The sequence below is a fragment of the Paenibacillus sp. FSL R7-0128 genome (assembly GCF_038002245.1).
In the GTDB taxonomy this organism is placed as follows: Bacteria; Bacillota; Bacilli; order Paenibacillales; family Paenibacillaceae; genus Paenibacillus_AQ; species Paenibacillus_AQ silagei.
On record NZ_JBBOCD010000001.1, the window covers coordinates 3,601,482 to 3,621,031 of the forward strand.

The 19,550-nt window shown below is 52.1% G+C and carries 14 protein-coding genes; 11 read left to right on the plus strand and 3 right to left on the minus strand.

From position 1 onward, the window contains the following. The first annotated feature begins 292 nt into the window (after nt 1–292). The 11 genes from msrA to NST26_RS14965 all read left to right on the plus strand — a co-directional run bounded on the left by msrA (nt 293) and on the right by NST26_RS14965 (nt 16,986). Nucleotides 293–811 (plus strand): peptide-methionine (S)-S-oxide reductase MsrA, encoded by a 519-nt coding sequence (msrA, locus tag NST26_RS14915; RefSeq protein WP_340958065.1) that lies wholly within the window; start codon nt 293–295, stop codon nt 809–811. A gap of 349 nt (nt 812–1,160) precedes the next feature. Further along, complete coding sequence (locus NST26_RS14920) at nt 1,161–2,531, plus strand: glycoside hydrolase family 64 protein (protein WP_340953179.1); 1,371 nt, start codon at nt 1,161–1,163, stop codon at nt 2,529–2,531. A gap of 171 nt (nt 2,532–2,702) precedes the next feature. Continuing rightward, nucleotides 2,703–3,422 carry an HAD family hydrolase gene (locus NST26_RS14925; protein WP_340953177.1) on the plus strand — a complete coding sequence of 240 codons (720 nt, stop codon included), beginning with the start codon at nt 2,703–2,705 and terminating at the stop codon, nt 3,420–3,422. 485 nt (nt 3,423–3,907) lie between these two features. Further along, a complete protein-coding gene (gene thrS, locus NST26_RS14930; protein ID WP_340953175.1) occupies nt 3,908–5,821 on the plus strand; it encodes a threonine--tRNA ligase in 1,914 nt (637 codons plus the stop codon). 60 nt (nt 5,822–5,881) lie between these two features. Then, complete coding sequence (locus NST26_RS14935; protein WP_340953173.1) at nt 5,882–6,478, plus strand: GNAT family N-acetyltransferase; 597 nt, start codon at nt 5,882–5,884, stop codon at nt 6,476–6,478. Nucleotides 6,479–6,755: 277 nt separating this feature from the next. Further along, complete coding sequence (locus NST26_RS14940) at nt 6,756–8,279, plus strand: hypothetical protein (protein WP_340953172.1); 1,524 nt, start codon at nt 6,756–6,758, stop codon at nt 8,277–8,279. Next, on the plus strand, nt 8,276–9,034 hold the full coding sequence (locus NST26_RS14945) for a DUF6063 family protein (RefSeq protein ID WP_340953171.1): 759 nt from the start codon (nt 8,276–8,278) through the stop codon (nt 9,032–9,034). Before NST26_RS14940 ends, NST26_RS14945 begins: the two co-directional genes overlap by 4 nt. Then, complete coding sequence (locus tag NST26_RS14950; RefSeq protein WP_340953169.1) at nt 9,021–13,544, plus strand: hypothetical protein; 4,524 nt, start codon at nt 9,021–9,023, stop codon at nt 13,542–13,544. The genes NST26_RS14945 and NST26_RS14950 overlap by 14 nt, the downstream gene beginning before the upstream one ends. 39 nt (nt 13,545–13,583) lie before the next feature. Beyond that, complete coding sequence (locus tag NST26_RS14955) at nt 13,584–14,414, plus strand: aldo/keto reductase (protein ID WP_036728649.1); 831 nt, start codon at nt 13,584–13,586, stop codon at nt 14,412–14,414. A 129-nt stretch (nt 14,415–14,543) separates the two neighbouring features. Beyond that, entirely contained in the window at nt 14,544–16,031 is a 1,488-nt protein-coding gene (locus NST26_RS14960; protein ID WP_340979330.1) for a TPM domain-containing protein, read from the plus strand. Nucleotides 16,032–16,479: 448 nt separating this feature from the next. Beyond that, the gene (locus NST26_RS14965; protein ID WP_340953165.1) at nt 16,480–16,986 is read left to right on the plus strand and encodes a GNAT family N-acetyltransferase; all 507 of its coding nucleotides are present in this window, start codon (nt 16,480–16,482) and stop codon (nt 16,984–16,986) included. Between the two features lie 69 nt (nt 16,987–17,055). Here NST26_RS14965 and NST26_RS14970 read toward each other — a convergent pair whose 3' ends face one another. The 3 genes from NST26_RS14970 to NST26_RS14980 form a co-directional block, all read right to left on the minus strand. Continuing rightward, a complete protein-coding gene (locus NST26_RS14970; RefSeq protein WP_340979331.1) occupies nt 17,056–17,595 on the minus strand; it encodes a DUF4303 domain-containing protein in 540 nt (179 codons plus the stop codon). Between the two features lie 82 nt (nt 17,596–17,677). After that, a complete protein-coding gene (locus NST26_RS14975) occupies nt 17,678–18,619 on the minus strand; it encodes a hypothetical protein (RefSeq protein ID WP_340979332.1) in 942 nt (313 codons plus the stop codon). 33 nt (nt 18,620–18,652) lie between these two features. Next, entirely contained in the window at nt 18,653–19,183 is a 531-nt protein-coding gene (locus tag NST26_RS14980; RefSeq protein WP_340979333.1) for a 2'-5' RNA ligase family protein, read from the minus strand. Nucleotides 19,184–19,550: the final 367 nt, after the last annotated feature.

Genomic DNA, 19,550 nt, shown 5'->3' on the forward strand with positions numbered 1-19,550 from the left:
AATTTGTATTCCACTTCCAAGTATCAAAAAGATAGATTTTGTGGTGAAATAGACAATAGAAAAACTATATTTTAGTCATTATTCTGCAAAAAGGAATTTCCATTCCGAACATACTTGAAGTTTAATTATTCTCTTTCTGAACTATCAATAGAATAAATATTCTATTTCTTAAGTTTATCTAAGGGCAATCAGTCCTAGCGATCAAATTGACTTTCAGATCGTTAGGCATTATCTTCAAGTACAGGGTTTAGCAAGAGTCATTAGATGAGAGACAGGGAGTGGAAGTATGGCTATGGAACAGGCAATGTTTGCCGGAGGCTGCTTCTGGTGCATGGTTACGCCGTTCGAAGAGCTTCCCGGAATTCACGGGATTGTATCGGGATACGCCGGAGGAACGGTAGATAACCCTACTTATGAGCAGGTGAAGAGCGGTACAACCGGTCACTACGAGGTGGTTCAAATCACTTTTGACCCGGAATTGTTCCCATATGAGCGGCTGCTTGCGTTATTCTGGCCGCAGATTGACCCGACGGATGACGGTGGACAGTTTCAGGACCGGGGAACGCAGTACCGCACGGCGGTATTCTATTATACGGAAGAGCAGCGGCTGGCTGCACTTGCTTCCCGGGAGCAGGTGGCAGTCAGCGGCAGATTCGAGCTTCCGGTGGTGACGGAGATTCTGCCTGCGCCGGTATTTTATCCGGCAGAAGACTATCATCAGGACTATCATAAGAAGAATCCGAAGCATTATAAAGAGGACCGTGAGCAATCCGGACGGGATACCTTTATTTCGCAGCACTGGCACAAGTGATTCGTGAATATCCGTTAGACAAAGCCTGTGATTACCCGGCATCTGGGAATTGCGGGCTTTTTACTATTTTTGCAGCATCCTGTGGGTTAAGCTATAGATCATTATGCCAAAAACCAAAATATGGGAACCTAAATCCGAAATTCCGTGCCTACTCAATTGCCGATTGTGCAACTATAATCATATTTGTAAACGGATACAAGCATTGGTAATTCTGGTTTTGATGCAGCGGGAAGAGAGAGGAGGAAACAGGGGATAGAATAAGCAGCTCAGCGAAATACAGAATGCTCTATAGCTCCTGTAGTTGAAGGGAAGTGCTGCAATGCCAATATTATTCAGGAGGAATCTAAGAATGTCCAAAAAATGGCTAATGACGATGCTTGCGTTCGTGCTTTTGCTCTCTTGCCTGCCTTTGTTCAATTCCAAAGCAGCCGCAGCTGATTATACCCAAGGGGTAGATCTGTCGGGAACCTCAGCTACCATCTGGTTCAAATCTACGGTCAGTACCAGCTGGACCGATGTGCATTACAAGGTGAACTCGGGAACCCAGCTAAACTACCGAATGACTTATAACAACAGTAAATCGCGTTATGAGCAGGTGGTTACAGGCGTCGCCAGCGGCACAGCACTCTCGTACTTCTTCACCTACAACAATGGGACTCCGGCTTATGATACCGGCTGGTTCAACTACACTGCGGGAACCGCGCCCACTGCAGCGCCGACTACTCCGCCTTCCGGGTCTTCCGGTTCGATCTATTCTATCGCTGCCTCTTCTATTCCGACACCGCCGGGAGGCTCCGTGTCTGTCAAAGTCATGAATGGAACGGGAGGCGCTTACCCCGATAACCAGGTCTATTGGGGCGTCATCGGCATCAATCCGGCCAACGGTAAATGGAGTTATCTGGATCTTAGCGGCAATCTCATTCCGATCTCGAATGCGCTGAATAATGCTTCCGGCCATCTGACCAAGAACGGGGTCAACTATGCCAATATTTATCATACGGTTAGCCAGACCAATTGGGTAACGCTGCCCAAAATCACCTCCGGCCGCATGTTCCTCAGTGTAGGCACACCACTGTACATCAAGACCTATGACGACGGTTTTGCCGGACCGGATATCGATAATCCAACCGATCCTAACCGTAATCTCTATTTCGACTTCGTTGAATTCACGGTGGATGCTACAGGCTATCATGGTAATACCACCCGTGTAGATGCCTTCGGCTTCCCGATCCAGCACCGGCTGGTAGGCTTGTCCGGCGGTTATGACAAGACGGTTGGTGAGCTGGAATCGGAGACACGGGCCGGCATTTTCACCAAATACCAGAATGAAGTTCCGTCCGCCTTCAAATCGCTGGCAACCGATCAGGCGCCTTACCGGATTATTGCTCCAGTCCATGGATCGTTCAAGGCCGGTGGAGCCAATGCGAATTACTTCGCAGGGTATTCCAGCTATAGCACCCAGGATATTCTGCGCAATGACGGTTCGTTAATCGATGCCGCCACTTCCGCTGCGATCAACCGCCATGTGTACACCACTAGTAACTGGAACAACGTAGCGAACTATTACAATGCGGCTCCAGCGAACTTTTATGCAAAATTCTGGCATGACCATAGCATCAGCGGACTGGCTTACGGCTTCCCGTATGATGATGTCAACGGCCAGGCAGCTTATCTTGAAGTCGGCGACCCTAAAGGCCTGATTATCCGCGTGGCCTGGTAAGCATAGAGCCGATGGCTTCCAGCAGCTCAGCTTCCTCAATCATCAGCAAATGAGAGCTATCGCATATAGAGCCGGTCCTGAATATAAGCAGGCAACCGGCTCTTTCACATGTCTATTCAATCCAAAGAGACTAAAAAGGCTAATCTATAGAAAATAAACAGGAAGAAAGGTATGATAGATAGCAATTGCACACGAAGGGAGCATCCGGGAGAGATGAAGGACAGCTTGAAGCACATCTTATTTGATCTGGACGGCACATTGACTGACCCCAAGGAAGGCATTACCAAAAGCGTGGAGTATGCGCTTAACCAATTCAGCATCGAGGTGGAGCATCCTGACCTGCTGATTCCTTACATAGGTCCGCCGCTATATGATTCTTTTATTGAAATTCAGGGCTTTACGGCGGAGGCAGCGGCACAGGCTGTGGAGTTCTACCGGGAGCGTTACCGGACGTTGGGGATGTTCGAGAACCATGTGATTCCAGGCATTCCGGAGCTGCTGGAGAGCTTGAGAGCCAAGGGGTTCGAGCTGTATGTGGCGACCTCCAAGCCTATTGTATTCGCTGAGCAGATCCTGCGCCATTATGAGCTGGACGGGTTCTTCAAGTATGCGGCAGGCAGCAATCTGGACGGGACACGCTCGAAGAAGCGCGAGGTGATTCAGCATGTACTGGACGAGAATGATCTTGTTGCTTCGCAGTCGCTGATGATCGGGGACCGGGAGCATGACATTATTGGGGCAAAAGCCTGTGGCGTAACCTCCATAGGGGTCCTGTTCGGCTATGGATCGGAGGAGGAGCTATCGGCTGCCGGAGCAGACTCTATTGCGCATACGGTGGAAGAAGTGGGGGATATCATCCTGCGATTGCAGCGGAGTGAGCTTAACGGATAAGGCCCGCGGGCTGAGGGATTAAGGGAGTTAAAGTTAAAAGGATTAAGCGGTCGAGCGGGAAGCGGATTTTAAGTTTTTTTCTGCGCGGTATTGACTTCTGACGAAGACCGTGCGTATTATGTAACCAGCAACACCATAACCAAGGCAATGACCAGAGACAGGATATCCCGTGAGGACTGACCAGAGAGAGAAGTGCAAGGTGAGAGCTTCTTACAGAGACCAGCCGGATGTTACCCCTCTATAGCCGTGACACTGAACCCTCCTGCTGTTAGCGAGGCTGTAAATGCCACCGACCCATCCCCGTTAACGGATGCCATGAGGATTGTACTGATCACGTTTCCGCCGAACAGCCGGGGGTGAAGTGACGTATAGTCGAATTAGGGTGGAACCACGAGCTTAAGACGCACTCGTCCCTTTCCGGGATGAGATGCGTTTTTTTGTGTTCACATATACGAATATACACTGAAGAAATGGAGGCCATAATCATGGAGATTCAAGTGCAGCTGCCGGATGGAGCAAATAGGAGGTATTCGCGTAACACCACAATTGCGCAGATTGCGGAGTCGATTAGCGTAAGTCTAAGGAAGAATGCAGTAGCCGGCAAAATCGATGGCAGACTCGTTGACCTTGATTGTCCGGTTGAAGGGGACAGCCTCGTGGAGATTGTGTTAGCAGACAGCAGCGACGGGCTGATGATTCACAGACACAGCACAGCCCATGTGTTGGCCCAGGCAATCAAACGGATCTATGGAGAACGGAACGTGAAGCTGGGCATTGGTCCGGTGATCGAGGACGGCTTCTATTACGATATAGATATTGAACAGCCCCTGTCCAGCGAGGATCTTGCTGCGATTGAGCGGGAGATGGGGAAGATCATCAAGGAGAACCTGCCGATCCGGCGCCGGGTGGTCAGCCGGGCGGAAGCGGTGCAGTTCTTTGAACAGCTGGAAGAGCCGCTGAAGCTGGAGCTGCTCCGGGATCTGCCGGAGGACGCGGTCATCAGCCTGTATGAGCAAGGCGAATTCACGGACCTGTGCCGGGGGCCGCATCTGCCCTCCACTGGACGGATTAAGGCGTTCAAGCTGCTAAGTGTAGCTGGTGCCTACTGGCGCGGGGATGCTGACAATCAGGTGCTTCAGCGGATATACGGCACGGCTTTCCTGAGCACAGCCCTACTTGAGGAGCATCTGCATCTGCTGGAGGAAGCGAAGAAACGGGATCACCGCAAGCTGGGCAAGGAGCTGGAATTGTTCATGTTCTCCGAGGAAGCGCCGGGCATGCCGTTCTACCTGGCCAAAGGGATGCTGATCCGCACAGCGCTGGAGGATTTCTCCCGCAAGCTGCAGCGTGCCGACGGGTACGAAGAGGTGCGCTCACCGCTGATGATGAACCGTCGTCTGTGGGAGCAATCCGGACATTGGGATCATTACAAGGATGAGATGTATTTCACGAAGGTGGATGAGACAGACTTTGCGCTGAAGCCGATGAACTGTCCAGGACACATGCTGATCTACAAGAACAGCCTCCGTTCCTATCGGGATCTGCCGATCCGCATTGCGGAATATGGCCAGGTTCACCGCCATGAATCCTCCGGTGCGCTGAACGGAATGATGCGGGTCCGTACCTTTTGCCAGGATGATGCTCATTTGTTCGTGCTGCCGGAGCAGATTGAATCTGAGATTACTCGGGTGCTGGAGCTGATCGATCAGTTCTATTCGATCTTTGGATTTGAGTACAAGGTCGAGCTGTCTACACGCCCGGAGGACTATATGGGTTCCGAAGAGCTCTGGGATCAGGCGGAGGAGTCGCTGGAGCGTGTACTGAAGAAGAATGGAATAGAGTACCGCGTGAATGCGGGGGATGGCGCTTTTTACGGACCGAAGATTGATTTCCATGTCCTCGATGCCCTGAAGCGGAGCTGGCAATGCGGTACGATTCAACTGGATTTCCAGATGCCTGAGAAGTTCGACCTGACTTACATTGGCGAAGATAACAACAAGCATCGTCCGGTTGTCATCCATCGTGCGGTGTTCGGCTCTATTGACCGGTTCATGGGTATTCTTACAGAGCACTATAGCGGAGCGTTCCCGCTGTGGTTGTCTCCGGTGCAGGTCAAGCTGCTGCCAGTCTCTGTGGTTCATGACGAGTATGCTGAGCAGGTCAGAAGACAGCTGGCTACTGCCGGACTGCGGGTGGAGGTAGATTCCCGGAATGAGAAGCTGGGCTACAGAATCCGTGAAGCTCAGCTGGAGAAAATCCCTTATATGCTGGTGCTGGGAGATCAGGAGCAGAATGACGGAACAATCTCGGTACGAAGCCGTGCGGAGAACACATTATTCACACTGAGCGCCCAGGAGTTCATTCAGCAATTGACAGCTAAGATTGACGGTTGGGAATAAATCGCTTCATATATAATAGGTGAAAAGTATAACAGGTAAAAAGATATAGGGGGAAGTCAGTTGACAGTAATAGAAGCAGGCCAGCTTGCAGGTGGCGTAATCCGGCTTGTGCCTTTGGCAGAGGAGCATAAGCTTGAGCTTAAGAAGCTGCTGCACAATCCGCAGATCTGGGAGTACACCTGGAGGCAGATCAGCTCAGAGGAAGGGGCAGGACAACTGGTGGATACGGCTCTGGAGAATCAGGCGGCAGGCAAGGAAATCCCTTATGTGATGGTGGAGCAGCCATCCGGCCGGATCGTAGGGACCACGCGGTTGATGCATCTGGACCGTACGCATCGCAATGCAGAGATCGGCTGCACCTGGATTTCACCGGAATACTGGAGAACTGCGGTGAATACAGAGTCGAAGCTGCTTTTACTGCAATATGCCTTCGAAGTGCTGGGCCTGATCCGCGTGGACTTCTCCATTGTCAGTCACAATTTGCGCTCCCGGCGGGCCATTGAGCGAATTGGAGCGGTCCGGGAGGGTATTCTGCGCAAGCATAGGATCACCGCTCAAGGCGCTGTTATGGACAATGTGCTGTACAGCATTATCGATGAAGAATGGCCTGCGGTGAAGAAGAATCTGCAATATCTGGTGAATGAGAAATACAAATAGCGGTGTGCTATGGTGTGGTATGAAGTAGCTTTAAAAAATAGAGGGGTCCCTGCGCGGGCGCCTCTATTTTTTTTGCAAATAGCCATATCTATGAAACATTGATATAATAGAATGACATGAGAATAGAAACATACATTCCCATTATCTCGGGGTTCTGAGCATGAACAAACCGTCTATAACTGTGTATGTTCCGGCCCAACCTTCACCCTTCGGTGCGGATTTGGGTTTATGTTATGTTGTAGGGAAATTATGAAGTGATGGCGAGGTTGGCAAGAGCATGAACTGGAATGATTTCGGAGAACGGAACAAGCGGCTTAACCCCTTGTGGAGTCTCGGTGCAGGCATGAATCTGGGTGAGCTGCAGCCGTATAAGGAAATGATTGCGCTTAGTGTGCTGCTGCAGGTCTATTATCTGGAGCTGGAATCGAATGAACAGCGGGCCAGGGAGGACCTGGTGGATCTGGCCTGGAGCTCGTTGGAGCGCTTCGGCATAGAGAAGCTCGGCAGCCCGGAATCGGTTGAACGGCTGGTAGACGGACTGCTGTGGAGCGGCAGCGGCGGGGATTTCGAGTCCCATTATTACGATGATCACACCCGGCAGATCGGGGTCCAGAAATACAAGTATTTCACTGTGGACGAGGATGCTACGCGTATCAGCTGGGAGGAGAACGGGACTACCATTTACCGGCTCTCCGAGTATGCGATGGAGCTGATCTTCATGAGCCACGAGATTATCGACGAGTTCCAGGTCAGCATCAAGCTGCTGGAGATTCAGATGCATATCAAGCATGGACGGGTTACCCAGGCGATGCAGGATGTGAATGAGCTGATCTCCCGCGTACGCAAAATGACACAGCAGCAGCAGGAATATCGTAATGCCCTGCGCCGTAATCCGAAGCATATCTTCAGCGAATACGGCACTCAGCGGCACGAGCGGCTGGAGGAGATCCACCAGCAGTTTGACGAGGAACGCAAGCATTTCGATAATATCCACCGCTCGCTGGCCCGGCTGGCCAATGATGAGAAGGATGTCATTGATTTCAATGAGCTGCGTCAGCTCTCCGAGCGGGTGGAGCTGTCCCGGCGGGTGCATGACGAGCTGGCCGAGGTCGTGCTGAGCATCTTCGAAGCGGAGACGAATCTGCGGCTGAACTTCCCGGAATTATTCTGGGGAGCAGCGGGCTTTAACTTCCGCACCCATGTGTGGGAGGAATGGGTGAAGCCCGAAGGGCTGAGGGATGGGGATAGCCTGGAGACGCTGATCAGCGGGCTGTTCTCGCCCAGCCAGGATTTCATCTATCCGCTGGCCTGGGCCTGGGAAGAGCAGGAGGTTGGCTTCCTGCCGGAGGATACGCCGGATGTGACGGAGGAAGCTGGGGAAGACGAGGACATCCATTATGTGCCCAGAGGTATTCCCTGGACCGAGGTATGCGAGCTGTGGCTGCCGGTTATAGCCGGAGTGGCTGCGTACGGCAGCTTCACCTTCACTGCCGAGGCGTTCACGGAACAGGAGCAACGGCGCTGGGCGGATTGCCCGGATGCCGTGGATTTGTGGGTGCAATTTTTCCATACCGCAATTACTGTCGAGGAGCAGGAAGCGGAAGGCCATGGCGTGGCGGACGAGTGCCAGAAGCTGCTACAGCGGCTGATGCTGGACCACCCGGAGCTGGAAGTGCTTCGCGGCGCAAGGCTGCGGACCACCATCTCTTCACAGCAGCAGGACCGCATCTGTATCCCTGGTCTTGAGATCAGCCCTTATACCATTACTATAGTAGAGAGAAGTGAGATGATTCGGATATGAGTTATTCCCTAGAGCAAGTTCAGCAGGCTTCCCGGCTGTTCTTCGACCTGCTTAAGCGCAAGGTGATTCCGCTGGATGATCCCGCTGCCGCCGAATGTCTGCAGGATACCGCCGCTTATGATGCCTTGCAATACGTAGCCAAAGAAGCCGGCTGCCGGATTATGAATTCCGGTCACCGCCTGCACCTGCTCGTGAGTCCGATCGGCTCCGGATTCGCCAGCAACTTCACTCAGCTGCGCAATAAGTATTCACGGATTGAGCGCAAGACGCATCTACATATCATTAACGTTATTATCCTCGTTTTTCTGGCGGAGATGGACCAGGATGAGCAGCACTTCAAGCCGGGACAGGACAGCATGTCTTACATACAACTGTCTGATCAGGTATCCGAGCTGTTCCAAGGCTGGATCGGTATGGATGAAGACGGCAGCTTCAGCAAGCAGTGGCGGCTGGATATCCAGGCCATGCACAGAGTATGGACCAGCCTCTATATGCAGACCCGCAGCCAGGAGGAGGGCGATTCGCTGACCCGCGGTGCAGGCTCCCGGATTGGCCTCATCCACGAAGGCATGAAGCTGCTGGAGGAAGAGCATCTGGTGTTCATTTCCGAGCATGAGAAGCGGATTTTCCCAAGAGAAGAGCTGTACGAGCGGATGCGTTATCTCTACCACGATGTGGACCGGTACAAAGAGCTGAAGGCTCTGGTTGGCCGGACACTCAGCGAACAGGAGGGTGAAGCCCATGCCGCGCATTGAGCGAATCCGCATCGCCGGACTGAAATATGAGAAGATGCTGAAGAAATATGAGGATATGATCCTCGATCTGTGTAATGAAGAAGGCCCGGCCAATACCCTGATTACGCTGATGAACGGCGGGGGGAAGGGCGTATTGTTGCAGTCGATTTTCCAGTTGCTGATGCCTAGAGCCGCCTGGGGTAAGGATAATGAGAACCAGGTCGAGGCCTTCTTCCATAATCACAAAAAACAGCTGAAGCCCTACACCTTCCACGTGGCGATCGAATGGCGGCTCGACGATAAGGAGCGGACGGAGTATGTCACCACCGGGATCGCGATGACTGCTCAACATTCCATGGACCAGCTTGAGATCAAAGTGGATTATCTGCTATACGCGCTGCTGAAATATGAGGAGACGGCTGAGCTTACACTATCCACCCTGCCCTTATATGATCATGAGCTGAATACGCCAGCGAGCTTCGAAGCGATTCAGCAGTTTGTGCGGGAACGGCGGGGTGAGATTAATGTTTACGGCAGCAGCAGCTCCGATCTGAAGAAATACTATGCCTACCTGGCTGACCATGATATCCATATTGATGAATGGCGCAATATGCGCAGAATCAACGGGGAAGAGGGCGGCATCAAGGGCTATTTTCAGAAAAATGACGCATTCACCAATCATAATCTTTTTGAGCGGCTGATTATTCCAGAGATTGGTTCCAGTCTTGGGGGAAGTATGCGCGAGGATGAAGGCTCGCTTCAGCGGATGTTCGTGGATACCGCTACGGTTGCACAGCGGCTGCCGATGCTGGAGCAGCGGGAGCGGGCTTTTGCCGAGTTCACCTCTCTTGCGGCTCCTCTGTATGAAGCGGTGAAACTCGGAACGGAGGCGGACCTCAGCTTCCGGGAGACCGAGAGGCTAGGAGCGCAGCTCTATACCGTTATTCATGATGAACTGAAGCAGGCGGAAGACAAGCGCCGCAGAACGGCGGATGAGCTGGCCGGACATTATCTGGAAGCGAAGACGCTCAGATTCGAGAGCGATAATCTGAAGTACCTGCGGCTGAAGGAAGAGCATGACGGCAAGCAGGAGCACTTCAGAGCGGTCTCGGACAATCAGACACGGGCCAAGCAGCGTCTGGAAGAATCCAAGCAGCGGGAGAAGTCGCTGGAGGTTGCCCATTATCTGGCCCGGCGCAAGCTGCAGCTCCGCCAGATGGAGCAGTGGCAGAAGGAGATTGAAGCCATCGAAGGGTCGCTTGCGATGAAGGAGCGCCAAGAGGTGATTCAAGGGGCCAAGCAGGAGCTGCGGGTACAGTGGGAGGAGGTCTACCGGCTATGGCAGGCGAAGATCCTGTTCTACAGCGGACAGCAGTATTCCCATGCAGCGGAAGAACAGATTCTGCGCAAGGGCAGGGAGGAATTGCTGCTGGAGCTTGGCAGGCTGGATGGGAAGCTCCAGGAATTAACAGCCATGATCCGTCAGTATACAGAGGAGCTGGGTGTGTTCGCTTCCCGCCACGGACAGGAAGCCGCCCACTCACCGGCAGCCGCCCTACAGCGGACGCTGATTGCGGCCAGAGGGCTGACTGAGCAGATTGAGGCCTTGAACGAACAGCGCAAGACCGCTGAAGACCAGAAGCTGCTCCTGCATACGCAGCATACCCGGCTGGCTGAGAAGCTGCTGGGGGCCGAGGCCCAGGCAGAGGAGCTTACCGGACGCATCGAAGCCCAGATGAACAAGGAATCACAGCTCTGGTCACAGCTCGTAGTGCTGCTGGAGATGTATGAGGAGCATCAGCTGCTTGGCGCGACAGCTCTATTTGAAGCGAAGCCTCTAATCCAGGAGCGGTTCATTCGCAGGCTGGAGGATACCGAGCAGCAGACGAAGCGGCTGCGGCGGGATTATTATCAGCAGCTATTGGATGTCGAGCTGCAGCAGGAAACCTACTGGCTGCCTAACCATGATATCGTAACGGTGAAGGATACGCTGGATGCCCTCAAGATTAGCTCCATGACCGGCACCATGTATCTGAACGATCAGCCTTACCTGGTCCGCGAGGAGGAGCTGGAACGCCATCCGCTGCTTCCTTACGGTCTGATTGTTACGAAGCGTGAGGCGGCTAAGCTCCAGCCGGAGCTACTTAAGGAGCTTCTGCTTAAGGCTCCGGTCCCGATTTTCGTGCGCGAGGAGATGGCGGAGGGCGGTAGAGACGCCTTCCTGCTGCTGGCGCATCAAGGGCCGCAGATGGTCTTGCAGCCGGATCATTTCCAGGAGTGGAAGCGGGGGATGGCCTCCAGACTCCGTGAGCAGGAGGAGGAGCTTCAGGCGGAGGAAACATATCTTGCCAAGCTGAGATCCGCCCGGCAGGAATATGAACGCCTGCATCAGGGCGAGCATACCGCAAGTCTGCGGATTAGACAGAAGAGTGCAGAGACCCTGCTGCAGGAGCTTCGGAGCCAGCTGAATGAAATGAATGCAGAACAGGCACGCTATGAGGAGGTTCTGGCTGGAATTTCCAGAGACCTGTCAGCCTGTGAAGCGGAGAAGTCCGAGCAGGAGACCCGGGCGGCGGCGCTGCGGGAGTGGAGTGAGCGGAGCCGGAAGCACGAGCAGAACTATACAGACAAGCACAAGTCTGTGGAACAGAAGAATAATCTCAGCAAAGAGATTGCGGTTAAGGACCAGCAGCTCGCCCGGCTGAAGGCGGAGATGGACAGTCTCGCCTTGCAGCGCGAGAAATGGATCGGGGATGCCCGCTATTCTGTATTCCCGCGGCTGCAGAACTGGTTCCCAGACATAGAGTTCCCCGGTGAATTTGGGGGTGCAAAGGTTCAGGGTGCTGATGCTGAGGCGGATGTTAAGGCAGATGAAGCTGCTGCCGATGAACTGCTGAATGAGGCGGTACAGGACAAGCTGCTGCAGCTGCTCAGTACGGTTGAGAGTCTTCAGCAGTCGCTAAGCCAGAATGAGCTGGAGATCCGCACAAGAACAGCTCAGATCAAGGCGGCAAAAGAACAGCTGGCTGAGCTGGAAGCTGCTGTGCAGCAGGTAGATGCCGGATGGCCGTCTGCCCCTGAGCCGCAGGAGTCACCGGATATGATTCAGTCCGCCAGAGTCCGACAGAAGAGCGACACGATGATTCTGGACGAGGACTATCAACAGCTCCGTGATTCCTTCATCCGCTGCCAGACCGAGCTTGACAGCCTGCGCAAAGAGCTGGGCAAGTCCGAGAAGGCGATCAAGGAGAAGCATGAGCGGACGGTAGAGCTGTGGCATGAGCCGCTGGAACAGAAGGAAGAAGAGATCAGTCTGCGGGTCCGGGAGAATGAGCATCTGCTGAATACCAGTAAGCAGGCGCTGGCTTCTATGGATCAATGGCTGCTCGTTCTCGGCAATCAGAGCCGGATCATGGATACCCATGTCGAGCACCGTGTGCCGCTCCGGGATGTGCCTGAAGAATTGCAGCTGAAGGTGCGGGAGAGCTGCGAGACGCTGGTGGAGGATTGGCTGCAGCGCAGCAAGGAGAGCCGCAGCCAGCGGGCAGAGATCTCCCGCAAGGTGAAGGAAGAGAAGACGGAGCTAAGCGGCAAGGTGGCCAAGTCTGGCTGGAATGCAGAGCTTGAGACCAAGATTCAGGAACGCCTGAACAATGTTCACTGGGATGATTTCGCTATCGCCTTACAGGTGCTGGATTCGATGCTTCAGAGCTCACGTGATCAGATGGAGAGCATCCGCAGCGATAAAGAGGATATGGAGCTATCCCGCAAGCTGTGGGTAGGCCGGGCAACCAAGCGTGTGGTGCAGATCGTTGATATTCTGAAGCGGATGGAACGCCGGATGATCATTCACAATGAGAACGGCCATGCCTTCCCGCTGGTTAAGCTGAATTACAGGAATATTAACGTTCCACGGACGACCGATGACATCGAACCGCTGGTCAGCGAGTACTTCAACCGCTGCATCAGCAGCCTGCTGGAGCGGTTCCCGAAGATGGAGCAGGTTCCGGCTTCAGCTGTCAGAGAGCTGATTAACGATGGACGCATGGTGTACGCCGCACTGCAGAACCGCTTCCCGGTGTTGCAGGTGTATAAGCCGGTGACGGAGAATTACTTCCTGTATGCCGCTCCCGAGGACTATCATTATTCCGATTGGGAGGTTATCAACCGCGGCGCACTGGATGAGGCGGTGGGCAGCGGCGGACAGCGTCAGTCTGTTCAATTGCTGGTGGCGATGATGATTATGACTCACAAGCGCGTTAACCGGGAAAACAAAGGCTGGACGGTCTTCCTGTACGATAACCCGTTCGGTGAGATGGTCTCGAATAACGTGCTCGATCCGGTCTTCGAGATCTCGAAGGCGCTGAAGTTCCAGTGGCTGATCGTCACGCCGCCGGAGCTGGTCAAGAATGATGTCAGCATCCGCTTCGGCGTGTACTGGCAGCTGTATTTTGGCGGAGATAAAGGGGATGCCCTGGATTCGACCCTGATCAAAGGCGGGCGCAAGCTGATCCCTGCTTCATTATTCTAGTTAATCTAACCAATCCAATAGACAGGTGGTAGTGTGATTATGATGAACTTAAAATCGGCAACGAAATTAGCTAACGGTGTAGAAATGCCATGGTTCGGGCTGGGTGTCTTCAAGGTACAAGAGGGCCAGGAGGTTATGGATTCGGTCAAAGCAGCCATCAAGGCCGGTTATAGAAGTATTGATACCGCATCCGTATATGGAAATGAAGAAGGGGTCGGACAGGCTATCCGTGAATCAGGAGTTGCGCGTGAGGAACTGTTCATCACCACCAAGGTATGGAATACAGAGCAGGGCTATGATTCTACGCTGGCTGCATTTGACCAGAGCTTAAGCAAGCTGGGGCTGGATTATGCCGATCTGTATCTGGTACACTGGCCGATCCGGGCCAAATACAAAGACACCTGGCGCGCACTTGAGAAGCTGTATGCGGACGGTAAAGTCCGTGCCATCGGAGTATCCAACTTCCAGATCGATCATCTGGAGGATCTGCTGGCTGACGCCACCGTGAAGCCGATGGTCAACCAGGTGGAGCTGCATCCGCTGCTTAACCAGCAGGAGCTCCGCGAATATTGCAAGGCACAGGGCATTCAGATTGAAGCCTGGGCCCCGCTGGCCCAAGGGCATCTGCTGGATAATGAGGTACTGGCTGATATTGCAGCCCGACACAACAAAACACTGCCGCAGATCATCCTGCGCTGGGATCTGCAGAACGGAATCGTGACGATTCCGAAGTCGGTCAAGGAGGAACGGATTATTGCGAATGCCGATATTTTTGACTTCGAGCTGTCTGAAGAGGAGATCAGCCGGATCAACGGCCTGAACCGCGATCAGCGCTTCGGCTCTCACCCGGACCGGTTCAACAACGAGTAAAGGGCCCGGCGGTCTCTTTCGAATATTTGCTAGATTCGGACATACACATAAGAGAGAGGGAACTATAAGTCCATCCTGTGCGTAACCGATATAGTAATAGAAGAGATTTGAGAAGCCGGAGGGGTAACTATGAATCGTAAAAGTATGCAAGCAGCACTTACCGCCATCCTGATGATTGTGCTTCTGCTGCCGCTGGCACCCGGGCGGGCGGAGGCTGCTGTTCCGAAACATTCAGAATCATTCTATGTGAATGACTTTGCAGGCGTAATTGATGAGAAGACAGAGAATTACATGGTCAACTATGGGGTGAAGCTCTATCAGGAGACCGGGGCGCAGGTAGTGCTGGTCACCGTGGATTCGACGAACGGCGTCTCTATGGAGAAATATGCGACCTCGCTGTTCAATTCATGGGGAGTCGGCTCAGCGGACAAGAATAATGGACTGCTGCTGCTGCTCTCCATTAAGGACGATGATTACTGGGCGGTTCCCGGCAAGGGACTGGAGAATGAACTGAACAGTGGTGTAATCTCGAAGATTCTCTCGGCATCGCTGGAGCCGGACTTCGCAGCCAAGAAGTATAGCGCCGGTGCGAATAAAACCTATGGCGCCTTCATTCAGAAACTCGGCGGAAGCTACTCGGAAACACTAGGCACCCGAAGCTATGTCTCGGACAATGCCGGAATCCTCCCGCAAGTCACCAAGGATTATCTGAACCAGTCCAGCAACCGTTACGCGGCTACCACCGGGAGCGGAATCTATGTGGTAACTGTTAAGAATACTGGCGGCAAGAGCCTGCAGGATTACACCTATGCGAAGTTCGCCGGGGTTGCTGCCGGTCCCAGAGATGTGATGCTGGTGCTGGATATCGGCGGGGATAACTATCATGTGCTACAGGGCAAGTCGATCGACAGAGTGCTGACGAATGAGCGGATCAGCGGGATTCTGAATACGGTGCTGGAGCCTAAATTCGCGGCAAAAGATTACGCTGGCGGTGCAACGGGGACGGCGAATGCCTTCTACAGCTTCTTCCTGGCCCGGGCAGATGTTGCTTCGGGACAAGCCGCAGGCAACTCCACATCTACAGCAGCCTCCACCGTCAGCAAAGCACCTGTGAAGGCGAAAGAACCTGTGGAGCTGGTGCCTGTCTCCAGATCGAAGGGGATGATGATTCTCGGAATTTTCCTGGTTCTTGTCGCGCTAATCAGTCTCGCGGCTGCCGCGCGCAACCGTTATGTTGCCCGTTACGGGATACGGATAAATCCGCATAACCCGCGCAATATCCGGCGTTATGGCGCCTGGACCGGCCAGCCCGGTTATGGCTACAGCCAGAGAAGAAGATACCGGCGGCCGCATCATCACTCCTCCTCGGGGAGCGGCTCATCCAGCTCCAGCAGCTTCTGGGGCAGTAACTCCGGGGGCGGCGGTTCTTCGAGCGGAGGGGGATCGGGGCGGTATTCCTCGCGTGACGACGATGATGATGACCGGAATCGTGGCGGTGGCGGATACTCGGGCGGCGGCGGAGCTGGCCGGTATTCCTCCAACGATGACGACGATGATAGCAATTCCGGCGGTGGCGGCAGCGCAAGCAGCGGCGGCGGTGTCGGGAGACATGGGTGAGCCTGGTACTCTGACCCGTTAAGGGTTAGGCATTGTTCGTCCACATTCTGAAGTGTAACACGCATAGAATGGACAAGAAGGGGAAGCCGTGCAGGAATGCGCGGCTTCTTTTCACAGCTATTATGTGGTTAAGTAAGCAGTGTAACACGAGTTGAGAGGAATTATGGTACGAGTTAAGAGGAATGCAGATTGTACACGTACTTACGGAGGGCATGCAGCAAATAGATGTATCCCGTGCAGCTAAATGACGGTGTAAATCTGGATTTGTAAGCTTAAATGTATTATGTACAACTATAATTGGTCGAAGGCCCTCTTTTACCGAATAAGGGTGAATTTAAATGTACAAAGTGCAATTAAGTCAATCCCGGCGCAATAATGGACCGTTTTAATTGTACAAAGTACACTTAGGGGATAGGCACAGTGCAACTGGAAAGGAAGGATTGACTTTATGAGTACTATAAGGGTCCGCCGGATGAAGTCCGAGGACATTACAAGGATACATGAAGGGCTGGCCCCGCATGATGTCAGCAAACCGTTAGCGTATATTGAACAGTGTTGGAAGGAAAACGAAGGGGAGAAGCGGCTTACGCTATTAGCCTTCCATGAGAATCTGTTTGCAGGCTGGGGACATATCGTGTATACCTTACACTATCCTTATTTTGCAGAGAATCACATCCCTGAGATCCAGAATCTTGATGTGATTCCTACCTTGCGGAAATGCGGCATTGGCAGTGTGTTGATGGACGCTCTCGAAGCAGAAGTGTTCGCAACATTCGATACGATTGGAATCGGGTTTGGACTGTATGACAGCTACGGTACAGCCCAAAGGCTGTACACCAAACGTGGCTACATTCCGGATGGCCGGGGACTCATGTATGACAACAAGCCTGTGGTTCCTGGAAGTCAGGTGCGGGTGGATGATGAGCTTACTCTATACTTGACAAAATCAAGGTAGAACACGAATTACCATTACTATAGCGGCAGTCAGGGATATTAATGTCCGGGCTGCCGCTATTAGGTTTCTTTAAATTTCAGCATCATAGCGTGCCAAAAATTCAGAAACTAATTCAGGATTTGTCATAAGCGCCACCGATTCATTCTCTAATTCCTCAGCCAGCTCATCGTCGGTCATGGATACAAAGAAGGTAATGTCCTCTTTGGTTTGATTATATTTTGTGAATAAATCGTCCTTGGTTTCATTAACAACCTTGGCAATGATTTTGACCATTTCATCTTTATATTGGTATACATTATCCTCTGCATATAAAAAACGGCTGATATGATTGAAATGCGAATGCTCACCATATTGAAATTCGGAAATTGCCCATTTGTAATAAAGCTCTGTTTCAGCATCATCACATAAGCCTTCACTTGTCATATCGGCAATATGTCTGGCAAGTGATTGCTCTGTATTTACAGCAAGGAACAGAGTGACAAAGTCGCTATCGGTCCCGACTGCGCAGACATATACCTTCTCATGTGCTACTTCGGCCAATATAGCTTCAAGGTCAGCCACCAAGCCCTCGTGAATCCGTTGTTCAAATTCAGTAAGAAAAGCGTTCATTAAAACCCTCCTTATATTACGATTAAGTATGACTTCACTTATAGAATAGTGGCGTTGCGTATAGGAATGCAAGCACCTGTCCTTATTTCCGGTTTGCGTCCGTAAGCGCATTCTCCCGGATCGTATTCAACTCCTCCACACTGAACAATCCGGCCCGGTACAGATTAACGAACTCGTCTGACACACTCTGTTCAAAAATAATCATATCATCAGTGTTCACCGTGACTGTGACGCCATAATCATAGAGCTTGCGGATGGGATGTGACGCATAATTGGCTACCCGGGAAAGCAGAACATTGCTGGTAGGGCAGATGTTAAGCTGGATATGATGGTCGGCAAGCCACTTCATCGTCTCTGGTGATTGTGCGGCTGCGATGCCATGCTGAACCTGATCGAGCTCCAGTTCCTCCACAGCTTGTTTTACCAGATCAGATGTACCAAACTCCCCAACATGCGCTTTGAGAATTAGCCCTTGTTGCTTCGCCATGCGGAACACCTGCTTAAATCCGGGAACGGCAAACTCATCGCCAAAGATATCGAGGGATTTAAAGTAGTTATGCTCCAGATATTGTTCGAGCATCTCAATGGTTTCTTGAATCGGCGTATGGGTGAGAAAAGCAAGCTCCGGGACAAAATGAATCTCTGGCGCAAACCGCTGGTGAATGCCCTGGATGGTCTGAATCAGTGTTGCTATAGAGCCGTCAAACCACTCTTCTTCACCCATCGTCACACTCATATGCAGCAATTGAACACCATCAGTCTTCGCTTGGACAAAAGCTGCTTCAATCCGCTTCTCATATCCGATTCGCCCAGGCAGTAAAGGCTTAATATAGCGGGCATTCCACCGGTTCATCTCCCCAAGATCCTTAAATGTTGGACATTCCGGTATGGCGGTACCGCACCAGGCACTTATATACCGTTTGTTGCCTCCCCGGGTGATATGGTTGTGCAGATCGCCTTTAGGTATTTGCCGGATGCTGTCCAGATTGTTCTGCTCCAAGGCTGTGATGAATCGCTGTTTCATGCCGCTGTCCTCCTAGTTTTTGGTATTAAGATTCTAACCAAGAGCGATATCCTCATAGGGCACATACCTGTCGGACTGAATTTCCGTATACACTCGCAGATGCGTTACTGTCCAGGTGGGAAATGGTGTTAATTCTGTTTTTGCGAGCGCTCGCATCTCTGCCAATTCAGCAGCGTTCAGTCCCCACCAAGTTTGTCCCAAGGTTAGGTGAGGAAGGTAGCTGCCCAGCTCAAAATAACGGGCGATAAGCTCTGGTGGCGGTGAAACAGCTTTTACAATTCTAGTATGTAACTCTGATAAATGCTGCGAACGAACGCCTAAACCTATGACAGAATCTCCAATACATATGGGAGCAGTCAAAGATAACTCAAACGGCGAACATGAGGAACAAACCTTTTTCACATACTGCAACCACTCTAAGTCCGGATATAATCCGCCCTGAGCTTTCACTGTGATATGAGGCTCAACTACCTGTTGCAAGCGGTTATTGGACCAGCGGTTCTGAAACTGGATAATTCTTGCGGTGAATTTCTGTGGCGGCACGATGCCTATGAAATACTGCATTCAAGCTCCTCTTTTCCTTTGTATCCTTTTGCTTAGGATATAACTTTAATCTACCATAATTTAGTCGTAACTTAACTATATAAATTGAACTGAAAATTTAAGTTGAAGGAAAAGTGGCGGAGGGGAATTTTGGAACTGGAGGAGCGGTAGCGACCGCCTTTGTCTACGGATTTCAACCGCTAATAACGGTATAAAATCATGAAATCTGTAGACAACAGCGGCCGGAAGTCCAAAACTTCTCTGGAGTCACGGCTAATCCAAAACATAAAAACATAGTTCAATTTATATAGTTTACAGTTTCTGGACAGAGTTAAACAAACTGAAACTTTTAAATCAGAGATTTCGTCTATCATGGAAGTTGTGAGTT